The sequence below is a fragment of the Burkholderia sp. IT-111MI5 genome (genome assembly GCF_949752865.1).
GTDB lineage: Bacteria > Pseudomonadota > Gammaproteobacteria > Burkholderiales > Burkholderiaceae > Burkholderia > Burkholderia pyrrocinia_C.
In genome coordinates this window covers 227,134-242,782 of record NZ_CATKIF010000072.1, presented here as the reverse complement: position 1 = coordinate 242,782, position 15,649 = coordinate 227,134, and the positions used below count along the sequence as shown (strand labels likewise).

The 15,649-nt window shown below is 67.4% G+C and carries 7 protein-coding genes and 1 pseudogene; 1 reads left to right on the top strand and 7 read right to left on the bottom strand.

Annotation, left to right across the window (positions count from 1 at the left end):
• Positions 1-107: 107 nt before the first annotated feature.
• Positions 108-6,011: an excinuclease ABC subunit UvrA gene (gene uvrA / locus ACM6JT_RS34090; RefSeq protein ID WP_414858103.1), complete on the bottom strand. Its 5,904-nt coding sequence runs from the start codon at positions 6,009-6,011 to the stop codon at positions 108-110.
• 184 nt (positions 6,012-6,195) lie between these two features.
• The gene (locus ACM6JT_RS34085; protein WP_414858102.1) at positions 6,196-6,495 is read right to left on the bottom strand and encodes a winged helix-turn-helix transcriptional regulator; all 300 of its coding nucleotides are present in this window, start codon (positions 6,493-6,495) and stop codon (positions 6,196-6,198) included.
• On the opposite strand from ACM6JT_RS34085, the pseudogene ACM6JT_RS34080 reads away from it, so the two are divergent.
• Positions 6,494-6,823 (top strand): annotated as a pseudogene (locus ACM6JT_RS34080) (SDR family NAD(P)-dependent oxidoreductase); the annotation flags it as partial. The gene ACM6JT_RS34085 and the pseudogene ACM6JT_RS34080 sit on opposite strands and share 2 nt — an antisense overlap.
• Before the next feature lie 75 nt (positions 6,824-6,898).
• Here the strand turns inward: ACM6JT_RS34080 and ACM6JT_RS34075 are convergent.
• The 5 genes from ACM6JT_RS34075 to ACM6JT_RS34055 form a co-directional block, all read right to left on the bottom strand.
• On the bottom strand, positions 6,899-8,359 hold the full coding sequence (locus ACM6JT_RS34075) for an aspartate/glutamate racemase family protein (protein ID WP_414858138.1): 1,461 nt from the start codon (positions 8,357-8,359) through the stop codon (positions 6,899-6,901).
• Entirely contained in the window at positions 8,356-9,630 is a 1,275-nt protein-coding gene (locus ACM6JT_RS34070; protein WP_414858101.1) for a dicarboxylate/amino acid:cation symporter, read from the bottom strand. Before ACM6JT_RS34070 ends, ACM6JT_RS34075 begins: the two co-directional genes overlap by 4 nt.
• 186 nt (positions 9,631-9,816) lie before the next feature.
• Positions 9,817-10,731, bottom strand: a complete 915-nt coding sequence (locus ACM6JT_RS34065) for a LysR substrate-binding domain-containing protein (RefSeq protein ID WP_105392538.1) — start codon at positions 10,729-10,731, stop codon at positions 9,817-9,819.
• Between the two features lie 332 nt (positions 10,732-11,063).
• Positions 11,064-11,459 (bottom strand): outer membrane protein assembly factor BamE, encoded by a 396-nt coding sequence (locus ACM6JT_RS34060; RefSeq protein WP_131949011.1) that lies wholly within the window; start codon positions 11,457-11,459, stop codon positions 11,064-11,066.
• Between the two features lie 44 nt (positions 11,460-11,503).
• A complete protein-coding gene (locus ACM6JT_RS34055) occupies positions 11,504-15,475 on the bottom strand; it encodes a YadA-like family protein (protein ID WP_034182375.1) in 3,972 nt (1,323 codons plus the stop codon).
• Positions 15,476-15,649 lie beyond the last annotated feature (174 nt).

Sequence of the window (15,649 nt, the reverse complement as noted above, 5' to 3'; positions counted from 1 at the left end):
CCCGGCCGGCGGCAGCATCCCCGCGCGCATCCATAGATGTCGTCGTGACGTAAAAACGGCTCCGGTATCTCGCCGGACACCGGAGCCGTTCATTCGACGCGCCGCATTCAACCGACCCGCGCTTCTCCCTGCCGCTCGGCTTCACCCTCATTCGCCGCCGTGCGCGCGAGCACCGGCTTCAGCGCCTGCCCCGTATGGCTCGCGCTCACCTTCACGAGCGCTTCCGGCGCCGCCGCCGCGACGATCGTGCCGCCGCCCACGCCGCCTTCCGGCCCGAGATCGATGATCCAGTCGGCTTCCGCGATCACGTCGAGGTCATGCTCGATCACGACGACGCTATGCCCCGCGTCGACCAGCCGATGCAGCACGCGAATCAGCTTCGCGACGTCCGCCATGTGCAGGCCGACCGTCGGCTCGTCGAGCACGTACAGCGTGTGCGGCGCCTTCTGGCCGCGCCGCGTGATGTCGTCGCGCACCTTCGTCAGCTCGGTGACGAGCTTGATGCGCTGCGCCTCGCCGCCGGACAGCGTCGGCGACGGCTGGCCGAGCGTCAGGTAGCCGAGCCCGACATCCTTCATCAACTGCAGCGGATGCGCGATGTTCGAGATCGGCGCAAAAAATTCCACCGCCTCGTCGATCTCCATCGTCAGCACGTCGCCGATGTTCCGGCCGCGCCACGTGACGGCAAGCGTCTCCGGGTTGAAGCGCTGCCCGTGGCATACGTCGCACGGCACCTTCACGTCGGGCAGGAAGCTCATGCCGATCGTGCGCACGCCCTGCCCTTCGCACGCAGGGCAGCGCCCGTCGCCGGTATTGAACGAGAAACGCGACGCCGTATAACCGCGCGCACGCGCTTCGAGCGTATCCGCGAACAGCTTGCGGATCGTGTCCCACACGCCGATATAGGTGGCCGGGCACGAACGCGGCGTCTTGCCGATCGGCGTTTGATCGACCTCGAGCACGCGATCGATCTGCTCCCAGCCGCTCAGCGACTCGCAGCCCTGCCACGCATGCGTGACGTTCAGCGACGGCCGCGGCGCGCGGCGCGCGAGCACGCTCGAACGGCGGTTGGCCGCCGGCGCGTCCTGCTGCGCGGCCTTGCGCGCGCGCCGCGTGGCCGGCGACGACAGCACCGAGCGGCCGACCGCGTCGAGCAGGTTCGTCATCAGCACGTCGCGCGCGAGCGTCGACTTGCCCGACCCGCTGACGCCCGTCACCGCGACGAGCCGCGCGAGCGGAATGCCGACCGTGACGTCGCGCAGGTTGTGCAGCCGTGCACCATGCACGGTCAGCCAGGCTTCCGGCGCCGCCTGCCCGCCCTTCTTGCCCGGCAGGCTCACGCCGCGGCGCGTTTGCAGCGGATGCGTCATCGGATGCGCGAGCAGGCGCCCCGTCACCGAATCGGACTGCGCGGCGAGATCCGCGACCGCGCCCTGCGCGACCAGCGTGCCGCCGCGCTTGCCGGCGCCCGGGCCGACGTCGATGATGTGATCGGCGCGGCGGATCGTGTCCTCGTCATGCTCGACGACGACCAGCGTATTGCCCTTGTCGCCGAGCTTGCGCAGCGCGTCCAGCAGGATCTGGTTGTCGCGCGGATGCAGGCCGATCGTCGGCTCGTCGAGCACGTAGCAGACGCCTTGCAGGTTGCTGCCGAGCTGCGCGGCGAGACGGATGCGCTGCGCTTCGCCGCCCGACAGGCTCGGCGCCGCACGGTCGAGGCTCAGGTAGCCGAGCCCGACTTCCTCGAGAAACGCGAGGCGGCTGCCGATCTCGCTGACGATGTCGCGCGCGATCTGCGCGTCGCGCCCGGTGAGTTCCAGCCCGTCGATCCAGCGCCGCGTGTCCGACACCGTCCACTGCGCGACCTCGACGATCGGATGCGCGTCGAACGTCACCGCGCGCGCGGACGGGTTCAGCCGCGTGCCGCCGCAATCCGGGCACGGCTCGTTGCCGACGCCTTCCGGTTCCTGCTCGTCCGACGGCAGCGTCTGCTCGCGGCCGCGGCCGTCCTCGGCGAGCACCGTGTCGTCGTACGCGGCGCGCTGTTCGCGCGTGAGCGTGACGCCGGTGCCGACGCAGGTCGTGCACCAGCCGTGCTTGCTGTTGTACGAGAACATCCGCGGGTCCAGCTCCGGGTAGCTCGTGCCGCACACCGGGCACGCACGCTTGACCGACAGCACCTTCACCGCACCGACGCGCGCGGTCGAACGATCGTTCTGCATCGCATCGTGCAGCCCGTCGAGCGGCGCGAGCAGATGCATCACGCCCTTGCCGAGTTCGAGCGTCTCGTCGAGCACGCGCCGCAACTCGGCCTCGTTGTCCGGCGATACGACGATATCGGCGACCGGCAGCTCGATCGTGTGCTCGCGGAAGCGGTCGAGCTTCGGCCACGGATCGACCGGCACGAACTCGCCGTCGACGCGCAGATGCGTGCTGCCGCGCGCCTTCGCCCACTTCGCGAGATCCGTGTACACGCCCTTGCGGTTGACGACGAGCGGTGCGAGCAGCCCGACGTGCTCGCCGCGATGATCGCGCAGCAACTGCGCGGCGATCGATTCGACGGACTGCGACGTGACCGGCGTGCCGTCGTGGATGCAATGCTGCAGGCCGAGCTTCACATACAGCAGCCGCAGGAAGTGCCAGACTTCGGACGTCGTCGCGACCGTGCTCTTGCGGCCGCCGCGCGACAGCCGCTGCTCGATCGCGACGGTCGGCGGAATACCGTACACCGCGTCGACTTCGGGGCGTCCGGCCGGCTGCACGATCGAGCGCGCATACGCGTTCAGCGATTCGAGGTAACGACGCTGGCCTTCGTGGAACAGGATGTCGAACGCGAGCGTCGACTTGCCGGAACCCGACACGCCGGTGATCACGTTGAACTTGCCGTGCGGGATATCGACGTCGAGCGACTTCAGGTTGTGTTCGCGCGCGTTGACGATCCGCACGACATCCTCGCCTTCGATCGCACGGCGCTCGCGCGCGGCGTTCAGCACGGCCTGCAGCGGCACGCCTTCGTCGCCGAGCGGCGCTTCGGCATCCATCGCGCGATCGTATTGCAGCAACGCCACGCCGGTATGCGATTCGGCGCAGGCCTTCACGTCGTCGGGCGTGCCCGCGCACAGCACGAGGCCGCCGCCGTCGCCGCCTTCCGGGCCGAGATCGATCAGCCAGTCGGCCGCGCGGATCACGTCGAGGTTGTGTTCGATCACGATCAGCGAATGGCCGGCCGCGAGCAGCTTGCCGAACGCCTGCATCAGCTTCGCGATGTCGTCGAAGTGCAGCCCGGTGGTCGGCTCGTCGAACATGAACAACTTCACACGCGCGACACGTGCTTCTTCCGTGACGACCCGGCGGCCGTTGACCGCCGCCGCGGATTCGGCAAGGAAGCCGGCCAGCTTCAGGCGCTGCGCCTCGCCGCCCGACAGCGTCGGCACCGGCTGGCCGAGCTTCACGTATTCGAGCCCGACGTCGACGATCGGCTGCAGCACGCGCAGCACCTCGGCGTCGGTCGCAAAAAACGCGGCCGCTTCGCTGACGGTCAGGTCGAGCACGTCGGCGATGTTCAGCGCGCGGCCGTCGCGCTCGATGCGCACTTCGAGAATCTCGGCGCGGTAGCGGCTGCCGTCGCAATCCGGGCAACGCAGATACACGTCGCTCAGGAACTGCATCTCGATGTGCTCGAAGCCCGAGCCGCCGCAGGTCGGGCAACGGCCGTCGCCCGAGTTGAAGCTGAACGTGCCGGCACCGTAGCCGCGCTGCAGCGCAAGCGGCGCCTTTGCGAACAGCTTGCGGATCTCGTCGAACGCGCCGACATAACTCGCCGGGTTCGAACGCGTGGTCTTGCCGATCGGCGACTGGTCGACGAACACGACGTCGCCCACTTGGTCGGCGCCCGTCAGGCTGCGGTACGCGCCCGGCGACTCGGTCGCCTTGCCGTGGTGCCGCGCCATCGCCGGATAGAGCACGTCCTGCAGCAGCGTGGATTTGCCGGAACCCGACACGCCGGTCACGCACACGAGCCGCTGCAGCGGAATCTCGACCGTCACGTCGCGCAGGTTGTGTTCGCTCGCGCCGTCGAGCACGATGCGCGGCGTATCCGCGTCGACCAGCCGGCGCGCCCAGTTCGACGCATGCGCGACATGCTTGCGGCCACCGAGGTATTCGCCCGTCAGCGTGTGCGCCGAACGGATGTCGCCCGGCGTGCCGTCGTAGACGATCGTGCCGCCGCGCTCGCCCGGGCCGGGACCCATGTCGATCAGCCGGTCCGCCGCGAGCATCACCGACGGATCGTGCTCGACGACGACCAGCGTATTGCCCGCGTCGCGCAGCCGCTGCATCGCCTCGACGATCCGCGTGAGATCGCGCGGATGCAGCCCGATGCTCGGTTCGTCGAGCACGAACAGGGTTTTCGTGAGCGACGTGCCGAGCGCCGTCGTCAGGTTGATCCGCTGCACCTCGCCGCCCGACAGCGTGCGGCTCTGCCGGTCGAGCGTCAGGTAGCCGAGCCCCACGTCGCACAGGTATTTCAGGCGCGTGCGCACTTCGGCCAGCAGCAGCTTCAGCGCGTCGTCGAGCAGCGCGCTCGGCAGGTTGATGTCGTCGAAGAAACGGCGGATGCGCTCGATCGGCAGCAGCATCAGGTCGTGCACGGTCAGGCCCGGCAGCGCTTCGAGCTGCGCGCGGCTCCAGTCGACGCCGCGCGGCATGAAACGACCGGCCGGCGCGAGCACGCCGTCGGCGTTCTCTTTCGAGCCGAGCCGCCATTGCAGCGATTCCGTCTTCAGGCGCGCGCCGCCGCACACGTCGCACGGCGTGTAGCTGCGGTATTTCGACAGCAGCACGCGGATATGCATCTTGTACGCTTTCGATTCGAGGTAGCCGAAGAAGCGCTTCACGCCGTACCACTGGCTCTGCCACTTGCCGTTCCAGTCCGGCGAGCCGTTGACGACCCAGTCGCGCTCGGCGTCCGTCAGCTCGGCCCACGGCACATCGCGCCGGATGTCGGCCTTCGCCGCGTAGCGCATCAGGTCGTCCTGGCACTCCTTCCACGCGGGCGTCTGCATCGGCTTGATCGCGCCGCCGCGCAGCGTCTTGCGCGCGTCGGGAATCACGAGGCCGAGATCGACACCGATCACGCGGCCGAAGCCGCGGCAGGTTTCGCACGCACCGTAGGCCGAGTTGAACGAGAACAGCGCCGCCTGCGGCTCCGCATAGCGCAGGTCGCTGTCGGGATCATGGAGCCCGGTGGAGAAACGCCACACCTGCGGCTCCGCAGCCGTGCCACCAGCGGTTTCCGGCTCCGCCGCGAGCACGTAGACGTTCACGCGCCCGCCGCCGCGCTTCAGCGACGCCTCGATCGCCTCGACGACACGCACCTTGTCGGCCTGCTGCACGCGGAAGCGGTCGGCCACCACGTCGAGCACCTTGCGCGGCCCGGTGGGCGACGCGACTTCGCGCTGCGCCTGCACGCGCGTATAGCCGCTCGCGGACAGCCATTGCGTGACTTCTTCGTCAGTCACCGTTTCCGGCAGCTCGACCGGAAACGTGACGACGACGCGCGGATCGTCCGCCTGCGTGCGCGCGACGAGCTCCGCGTAGATCGTCTCCGGCGTGTCGTGCCGCACCCGCCGCGCGGTCTTGCGGTCGAACAGCTCGGCCGCGCGCGCGTACAGCAGCTTCAGGTGGTCGTTCAGCTCGGTCATCGTGCCGACGGTCGAACGCGAGCTGCGCACCGGGTTGGTCTGGTCGATCGCGATCGCGGGCGGCACGCCGTCGACGCGATCGACCTGCGGGCGGTCCATCCGGTCGAGGAACTGCCGCGCGTACGCGCTGAAGGTTTCGACATAGCGCCTCTGGCCTTCCGCGTACAGCGTGTCGAACACGAGACTCGACTTGCCGGAGCCCGACGGGCCGGTGACGACCGTCATTTCGCCGGTGCGCAGGTCGAGATCGATATTCTTGAGGTTGTGCTGACGTGCTCCGCGAATGCGGATCAGATTGCTGGATGACAATTTGCCTGCCCGTCTGAATGAGTTAGCCAGAGTTCACGGTGCCGGAACGCTGCGGCGGATGCCCGCAGGCGCGGCGCACGCGCCGCCCAGGGTCGCACCTGGGCGGCTCGATTTCGACGGCTACTATACTGTATATTCATACAGTTTTCCATGGCCGGCGCGGATACCCCGGCAACGCGTCCGGTCATTCCGGCTTCGGCTTGATCGCGTCGGGCTTGCGTCCGCGCGCCGTCGGCCTGACCGGTACGCTGCGCCCGTACTCGTTCCACCACGCTGTCAGCGCTTCCATCGTCGGCCCGAGACCGCGCGCCTTCGCGGTGATCGCATATTCGACGCGCGGCGGCACTTCCGCGAAAACCGTGCGGGTGATCAGGCCGTCCGCCTCGAGCTCCCGCAGCTGCGCCGTCAGCATGTGCTGGGTGATGCCCGGAATCGCCTTTCGTAGTTCTCCAAAGCGATAGACGCGCTGGTTGAGCAGCCACATGATCTCCAGTTTCCACTTGCCCGACATCGAGGCAGCCGGCAGCAACGCGCTCGGCGTGCCTTGCGATCTCGGCAACGCGGACCAGATCAACGCAACCGTCGAAACGATCGCCGCGACCTGCGGCGGCATCGACATCCTCGTCAACAACGTCTTCGATCCATCGGCGCCGTTCTCGTCGATCGTCGATCTGCCGGTCGGGCAACTGCAGCGAAACTTCGAACTCGGGCCGATCGCATACCTGAGGATGATGCAGGCGGCCTATCCGCACCTGAAAGCGAGCGGCGAAGGACGCGTGATCAATTTCGGGTCCATGGCCGGCGTCATGGGGCTGGCGGGGTACGGTCCGCACAACATGGCGAAAGAAGCGGTGCGCGCGCTGAAGCGCGGTCGACAGGAAGCCGCTTCAATCGCCGGGAGCCGTCGCATACGCAACGCATCGGCGCGCGAGAACCTCGGTCGGATCGATCAGCGTTGCCCGCGCGCCGTTCCGCGCGGTGTATTCGCCGCCCGGAAGAAGGATAGGCAGCTCCGTGCATCCGAGGACGATCACGTCGACGCCCTCGGCGATCAGCGCGTCGACCGCGGCGCCGATATCTTCTTCGCACTGCCCGGTCGCGAAGCCGGCCTTGACGCCATGCTTTCCGTAGATCGCTTCCATCACGCGCGCCTGCAACGCCGGCGCCGGCGCAACCTGTCTGAGCCCGTGCGATTCGAGCGCTTTTTTGTACACGCCGCTTTCGATCGTGCCCGACGTTGCCAGCACGCCGACATCGCGCAGCCGCGGATACGCGTCGCGCAGATGAGCGACGGTGACGGTCAGCATGTTCACGATCGGGATGCCGAGGTACGGTTGAATCCGCTCGACAAAAGCATGCGCGGTATTGCACGGGATCGCGATGATGTCCGCATCGCCGTCCTCGAGCTTCTTGCACGTCGCATACAGGGAGATCGTGGGATCCGTACCGGCATCGACGAGGTTCTCCGTCCGATCGGGAATCTGCGGATTCTGTTCGACCAGCAGCTTGATGTGATCCTGGTCGCGCGAAGCCGGCGTGTTGCGAACGATCTTGTGCAGGAAGTCCACCGTCGCGGCCGGCCCGACGCCGCCGACGACACCGATCTTGAACGTCGATGCACGGGAGTCGCACCGTGCCGAAACGACGTACTGCGCATACGCCAGATTGGAGTCGATCAGCGGTATCCGCCGAGGGCCGATTTCGTCGGCGACGAGCGCGATCTCCGTCAGCCCGGGAACGATGACCTGGGCCCCCTGATCCGCCAGATCCTCGCATGCGTCGCGCAGCAGTTCGATCGGCCTGCCGCGAAGATTGCCGCGCTTGATGCCGTCCGGCCCGTAGATCGCTTCGGTGACGAGATCGATATCGCCGCGCGGCCGCGGATGGACGATCTCGAACTGCGGCGACGGGAAGTACCGGTCGAACAGTCCGTTGGCCCGCACATGGTCCGAAGCCAGCACACCGATACGCGTGGCGCCAGGGTACTTCCGCTGCACGTGGCTGCGGACGGCTTCCACGATATCCACGATCGGCAGGCGCGTATTCGCCTTCAGTTCGTCGATGAAGGTGTGGCTCAGAAAGCACGGCAGCACCACCGTCGTCACGCCGCGCTTCTCGAACGCGCGGATCATGTCGAAGACATAGAGCTTGCGCTCGGTCGTCGCTGCGCTGCCCGAACCCGAACCCCTGAACGGATATTGCTCGAAGATCAGGTCGATGTGTTCTTCGTCGGACGACGCGGGCGTTGCCTTCACCAGCTTGAAGAAAACGTCGGCGCTTCCGAGCGGCCCAAGACCGCCGACCACACCGAATTTCCGCCGCGTATCCGCGATTTCAGCGCGCTTCATGCGTTCAGCTCCGGCCGGTCGAACGCGGCACGGTTCGACTTCGCCACCCGCCCGCCTTCCCACTTCGCGATCACGGCCGTCGCGACGCTGTTGCCGATGACGTTCGTCATCGTGCGGCCCATATCGAGAATCTGATCGATCGCCAGGACCATGGCCACGCCGGCGGCCGGCAGATGGAACATCGGCGCGACGGCAGCGACGACGACCACCGATCCGCGCGGCACGCTTGCCATGCCCTTGCTGCTCAGCATGAGGATCAGCAACATGGCTATCTGCTGCGACAGCGGCATGTTCACGCCGAACGCCTGCGCGATGAAGATCGCCGCAAACGCCTGATACATCATCGAACCGTCCAGGTTGAATGCATAACCCAACGGAAGCGTGAAGCCGACCACCTTCTTGTCGACGCCGAACTTCTCCAGCTGCTCGGTCAGGCGCGGATAGGCCGCCTCGCTGCTCGCGGTCGAGAACGCGATCAACGCGGGTTCGCGCACGGCCTTCAGCAGGCCCCCGACGCGCCGCCCGAGAAATGCATAACCGGCGCCGATCAGGATCATCCACAGGATGAGCAGCCCGAGATAGAACGAGCCGATCAGCTTTCCGTACGTGTAGATCACATCGAGCCCGCGCAGCGTGACCGACGAAGCGATGGCACCGAAGACGCCGAGCGGCGCCGCGCGCATCACGTAGTTCGTCAGGCGCAGCATCACGGGCACCATGCCGTCGATCGACTGGATCACGATGCCGACACGCTTGTCGCTCTTCAGTGCGCTCAGCGCGATGCCGAGAAAGACGGAAAAAACGAGAATCTGCAGGATGTCGTTGCGCGCCATCGCATCGAGCAGGCTGGTCGGGAACGCGTGCGTGATCACGTCCCTGGCGTTCAGCGCGGCCGTATTCAGGCCGACATTGACCTCGCCCGCGGTCTCCGTGAGCTTCAGGCCGGCTCCCGGCTGCAGCGCATTGGCCATGACCAGGCCGAGGCTCAACGAAATGAGCGATGCGCAGACGAACCACCCGATCGAGCGAAGGCCGATGCGCCCGACGTCTTCGCCGCTGTCCATTCCCGCGAGGCCGGAGACGAGCGTGACGAACACCAGCGGCGCGATGATCATCTTGATCAGTCGCAGGAAGATGTCCGTCACGATCGAGAAATAGCCGGCAATCGTCTTGAGCGTGCCCGGGTCCGAGATGCCCGTGTGACACGCATAGCCGGCGACGACGCCGAGGATCATGCCGACTGCGATGCTTAGGGTAAGGCGATTTTTCATGTCCATCCGTCCTTGGGTGGCGCCCGGCCCGGCCGCCGGAAGGCGGCTGTCGGGCGCTGGAATGAGCGCAGGCGACGCAGGCCGCGCGTCACATTTGCCGTTGGAACGAATGGTAGGGAGGGTCAATAAAACCGTGATGCCGGTCCATCATGGCGGTATGCGAGCGCCGCATAAGGCGGGAAAACCCTAGCCCGGCGGGGCAGCGGCGGCGCGCAGATGCTGCCAGAGCGTCTCCAGGAACTCGCTGCGATTGGACGCGTCGCGATATACCCGCAGCTCGACTTCGAGGTTCCATGCAGCCGGCCCGGCCGGCAGGAGCTCGCCGGCCGCGAGTTCGGCGGCGATTGCGCTCTTCGGCAGCCATGCCACGCCCTCGCCTTCCATCACGAGCTTTTTCAGCACTTCGGCCATGTCGGACTCGTAGTGCAGCTGCAATGCCGGCGCCTCCGGTGCGCGACCGAGCAGCAACGCGAGACACCGCCCGAAGTAGCTGGTTTCCGTATATGAAATAAGCGGCAACGGATGCTGTTTCGTGCCGGGAAGGCGAAATGCGGGCGCCGATCGGCGGTTGGGCCTGCAGGCCGGCATCAAGGTGTCGAGGCCGACGGTCAGATGCTCGTACCTGACCGGGTCGAGATGGAGCGGAAGCTCGGGATGGTGATAGGCAAACATCAGCTCGCAGTTTCCGTTGACGAGCATCAGGATCGAATCATGGACGTTCGTGGGAATGACGCGTGCCCGCACCTCGCCGAAATGCGGCGCAAGCGCCTTGAGCCACGCCGGCAGGAAACTCAGCGCGATCGTGTGACCCGCTGCGATCTGCAGGCTCTTGCCGGCGATTCGCTGCTCGGTGCGGATAATCGCCCGGGTGTCGAACAACCGGCCGAGCACATCTTCCGCCGTCTCGCGAAACAGTCGTCCGGCCGGCGTCAGCACGGGCGGAAAGCTGCTGCGGTCGATCAGTTCGGCGCCGATCCACTGTTCGAGCGACTGGATCCGGCGGCTGAAACCCGATTGCGTGACGTTGCGGAACTCCGCCGCCCGGGAAAAGCTCTGGTATTGAGCGAGGGCGATGAAATCCTCGATCCATTTGATTTCCATGTTTGCCTTCGAGGTCCACAACCGGATCGACCTGCGGGTGACCGGCGTAACGGCGCGGGTGCGGAAGGCAAAAGCTTACGAGCGTCGAGCGCGATTCGTCAAACGGCCCGGTTTTATCGCCACGTCGACGTCCTGCCGCGACACGCGGCGACCATGGCCACCGGATACGGGCATCTTTCCGAAGGTTCGGCGTTCGCCGAAGCACGATCCCGATCGTGCCCGGGCCGGGCGAACAGCGACCGCGGGGTTGAACGATGCCCGTCGCAACCGGGCGCCGATGCACGAACTCCATCGGCGCCCGCCAGGCTGTCGGGTAGACAGGTCACGCGGCGTCAGCCCTCCTTGCCCGCCGCCCCCTTCCCGCCGAAGGCTTCGCACTCGGGCTTGTTCCACCGCGTCTTCACGACGCGGTTATCCGAATCGAACTGAACCTGATACTGGCAGGTCGCGACCTTTCCGGAATCGCGGAACTGGAACAGGTAATTCCACGTCCGCACATGAAAAATCCACTCGTGGAAATGCGGCGGCCCGAGCAGCTCGTACAACTGATTCTTCGTAACACCCGGCTGAACCTGCGCGAGATTCGCGAGATTCGGATACGTGCCTTCGGGCAGCGTGGCCGTATCGGCCGACGGAAACGGCGGATCGCCCTGCTGCGTGGCGCATCCGGACAGGCCGGCGACGGCGAGCAGTGCCGCGGCCGCGAACTTAGCAATGTGTGCGTTCATGTTTGGCATCGTCTGAATGAAAGGGAAACGGCGCGGTTCGCGGCTCACCACTGATACCCGGCACCGACCACCGCGCCATACGTGCCGCGCGTGTTGGTCGAGACGGCCGCCTTGTAGATCCAGTGGTTGTTCTCCGAAATCGTCGAAATACCGAGCGCCTGCCCGGACTGGCCGCGATACACGCTGCCGGCCAGCGCGACCATGCTCTTGCCCGGGCCGGACGGTTGCGGCAGGCCGGCCACGGCCATCGCCGTCGCCGTGCCGCCGTCCGCATCGCGACGGTAGCTGTCGAGGCTGTTGCGCAAGCCGGCGACCTGGCCGTCCGTGTAGCTGTTCGCCTGCGACAGCGTGTTGCCGACGCTGGCGTTGAGCTGGTTCACGTTGACCGCATCGGTGCCCTGCGTGCCGGCCGCGACGTTGACGACCTGGCGCGGCGAATCCGCCGAGCCGACCGCGATGACGTCCGAGCGGCCGCCGTCGTTGCTGCCCGTGCCGAACGCGACCGAATTCCTGCCCGACGCAGTCGATCCGACCCCGATCGCGGTCGAGCCGTTGCCGGACGCCAGCGACCCGTTGCCGACCGCCGTGCTGTTCGTGCCCGATGCGATCGCGCCCGAGCCGCCTGCGGACGAGTTCGACCCGGTCGAGCCCGGCGGCACGTTCGTGCCGCTCGGATTCGTCGTGTACGAACCGCCGAGGTTGGACGTGCGCTGGCTGATCAGCGTCGTCAACTGGTTGGCGACCGAATCGAGCTGCGACACGTTCACCGCGTCGGTGCCGCTCTTGCCGGCCGCGAGGCCGGTGATCTGCCGGTTGCCGACGTTCACTTCGCCGGCCGACGACTGCGGGCTGCTCAACCCGTACGCGATGTAGTTCGTCTGCGCGCCGACCATGGTCAGCGAACCCGCGCCGAGCGCGACGCTGTTCGCCAGCGTCGCCGACGCGCCGGCGCCGAGCGCGAGCGCGTCGGTCGCGTTGCTGCGCGCGCCCGATCCGATCGCGACGCTGCCGACGCTGGCCGCGACCGCATTGGCGCCCTGCGCGACCGACTGCGCGCCGGTGGCCGTCGCGCCGCTGCCGAGCGCGATCGCATCGGCCTGCGCGGAACTCGCCGCCTGCCCGATCGCGACGCCGCCCGGCGCGGTGGCGTCGACGATCGCACCGTTGCCGATGCCCACGCCGTTATCGCCGTTGACGACCGTCGTCGGGCCGACCGCGATCGACTCCGCACCGACCGCGAGCGAGTCCACGGCCGTCGAGTTCGCATGGAAATACTTCTGGCTCGTGACCGCGAACGACTGCAGCGCGCCGGCCAGCTGCCGCACGGTCACCGCATCCTGCTGGCCGGTGCCGTCCGCGACGTTGGTGATCTGGCGATACGTCCTGCTCGCCGCGTCGCCGACCGATACCGCGCCCAGCAGCGTCTGGTCGGTCGTGTTGAACGGGATCGACGCGCTGCCGTTGCGGATCACGCCGGAAGCCGGCACCGTCGCACGATCGACCACCGAGCCGGCGCCGAGCGCGATGCTGCCGTCCACCCTCGCGACCGCGTTCGGGCCGATCGCGACGCTGTCGACGCCGAGCGCCTGGCTGTCCGGCGCGGTCGAGTTCGCGTGGAAATACTTGGTGCCGTGCGCGTTGATGTTGTCGATCGCCGAGCCGACGTTGTTGTTGATCGTCGTCGAGCCGTCGCTGTTGTACGTCACGTACGACGGCGCCGAGATCGTCCCGGTCGTCGGATCGTAGGTCGCCCCGCCGCCGATCGCGCCGGCCGTGCTGTTGCCGAGATTGGTGTTGTTCGACGTGATCGAGCTGAGGCTGGTCGACAACGAACCGATGCCCGTCGACGTCGCGGTCGACAGCGACGTCAGGTTGCTGTTCGTGCTCGACAGGCCGGTGGACAGCGAGCCGACGATCGTCGAGGTCGACGTGGACAGCGACGTGATCGAGCTCGTCGTCGAGCTGAGGCCGGTGGACAGCGAACCGATGCTCGTCGACGTCGCGGTCGACAGCGACGTCACGCTGCTGTTCGTCGTGCTCAGGCCGGTCGACAGCGAAGCGACGCCGGTGGACAGCGAACCGACGATCGTCGAGGTCGACGTCGACAGCGACGTGATCGAGCTGTTCGCGCTCGACAGGCCGGTGGACAACGAGCCGATGCTTGTCGACGTGGCGGTCGACAACGACGTGACCGTGCTGTTGGTCGAACTCAGGCCGGTGGACAGCGAGCCGACCACCGTCGACGTGGAGGTCGACAACGACGTAATGCTCGACACCGTCGACGTCGACAGCGACGTGACCGCCTGATTCGTCGCATCGAGCTGCGACCCGTTGATCGCGTCCGTACTCGCCGAATTGATGCGCCCGGCCGCGACGTTGGTGATCTGGCGTTCGCTGCCCGACGCGCCGACGCTGACGACGCTGGTCGGCGTCGTGCCCTGGAAGGTATACGTGACGCCGCCGATCGTCGCGCTCGACGTCGGATGCGGTGCAGCCGTCGTCGAACCGGAGCCGAGCGCGACATCGCCCGCGTTGTTCGCCACGGCCGATGCGCCGAACGCCACCGCGCCCGCGGCCGCGGCCGTCGACGTGTTGCCGAGCGCGAGCGAGCCGACACCCTGCGCGTTGTTCGAATTGCCGATCGCCACCGCGCCGTCGCCGTTCGCCGTGTTGTTCGAACCGGCCGTGACCGCGCCGGTGCCGATCGCGGTGCTCGGGTCGCCGATCGCCACCGCGCCGTTGCCGCTGACCGTCTGGCCCTGGCCGAGCGCGACGGCGCCGGTACCCGCCAGCACCTTCGAGTTGTTGCCGCCGGCGATCGAGCCCGCGCCCGCGGCGGCGGCGACCGAGTTGGTGTCGCCGATCGCGATGGTGGATCCCGCGGCCGCAACGCTGTTGATGCCGATTGCGGTCGAATTGATGGCCGACGCCGTCGCACCGGGGCCCAATGCGGTCGCCGATATGCCGGTCGCGCGCGCGAGATTGCCGAACGCGACGGCGAACTGCTGCGTCGCGGTCGCCTGCACGCCCATCGCGGTCGAACTGATGCCCGACGCATTGGCGCTCAGGCCGAGCGCAATCGACTGGTCGGCGCCCGCCGTCGTGCTCGAACCCAGCGCGATCGAGCTGGTGCCGAGCGACTGCGTGCCCGATCCCGGCACGCCGGCAACGCCGCCCCAGCCGATCGCGATCGACGAGCCGCCCTTCGCGCCGCTGTTGACGCCCATCGCGACGCCGGAATTGCCGGACGCCAGCGCGCCGCTGCCCACCGCAACGGCTGCCGCGCCTGAACTCGTCGACTGGTTGCCGATTGCGACGGTCCCCGTATCGGTGGCATGCGACGCGTAGCCGAGCGCAATGCTCTGAACCCCCACCGCGCTCGATCCGAGACCGAGCGCGGCCGCATACTGGCCGGACGCCAGCGCATTGTTGCCGAGCCCGATGGCGGCAACGCCGGTCGCGGCTGCGCCACTGCCGATCGCCACCGCTCCGCTTTGGGTCGCGCTCGAGAGATTGCCGATGGCAACCGAATAGCTGCCTGAACCGATCGCCTGCACGCCGAGCGCCGCGCTGTTGACGCCGGTCGCCTGCGAGTTGATGCCGATGGCCGTCGAACCGTCGGCTACTGCGTGTGCGCCCGGGCCCAGCGCGGTGGCAGAAACGCCCGTTGCCGTCGACAGGTTGCCGAATGCGGTGGAATTCACCTGCGTCGCAGCCGAACCGTTGCCGACCGCTATCGAACTGGCGCCGCCGGTTGCCGACCCGCCACCTGCCGAGTACTGCGCATGCGCAGCAACATGGAACAAGCCGAGATACGCCGATGCCATCAGCACGGCCAACCGCCGTAGCGACGGAACGGCAGGCATTCCCGCGTGTGTCGCCGCACCCCCGATCGCGGTACGTTCCGCCGCGCTGCTCGACGACGCAACGCGCTTGCCGCGCGCACGGTCAAGCTCCGACGCCGCAACCCAGGCCCCCAATGCTTCGTTCCAGATCGACTTGAACGACTTGTTCATCTTGTCTTCCCTCGGTTCTCATGTGCTGGATGACGCAACAGCGAACGCAACGACAAGCGACGACGCACCCCTCTGCGTTCCCGCCCGTCCTGCGACGCTCCGTTCTTCACTTTGGATAGCTAAATAAATGCTCGAACAACGCTGCACGACATTCCCGATCGCCATCGCGATCGC

Excerpts from the sequence above, each read along its gene's own strand:
- ACM6JT_RS34085 (WP_414858102.1), bottom strand. The coding sequence starts at position 6,495 with ATGTGGCTGCTCAACCAGCGCGTCTATCGCTTTGGAGAACTACGAAAG.
- ACM6JT_RS34075 (WP_414858138.1), bottom strand. The coding sequence starts at position 8,359 with ATGAAGCGCGCTGAAATCGCGGATACGCGGCGGAAATTCGGTGTGGTC.
- ACM6JT_RS34070 (WP_414858101.1), bottom strand. The coding sequence starts at position 9,630 with ATGAAAAATCGCCTTACCCTAAGCATCGCAGTCGGCATGATCCTCGGC.
- ACM6JT_RS34065 (WP_105392538.1), bottom strand. The coding sequence starts at position 10,731 with ATGGAAATCAAATGGATCGAGGATTTCATCGCCCTCGCTCAATACCAG.
- ACM6JT_RS34060 (WP_131949011.1), bottom strand. The coding sequence starts at position 11,459 with ATGAACGCACACATTGCTAAGTTCGCGGCCGCGGCACTGCTCGCCGTC.
- ACM6JT_RS34055 (WP_034182375.1), bottom strand. The coding sequence starts at position 15,475 with ATGAACAAGTCGTTCAAGTCGATCTGGAACGAAGCATTGGGGGCCTGG.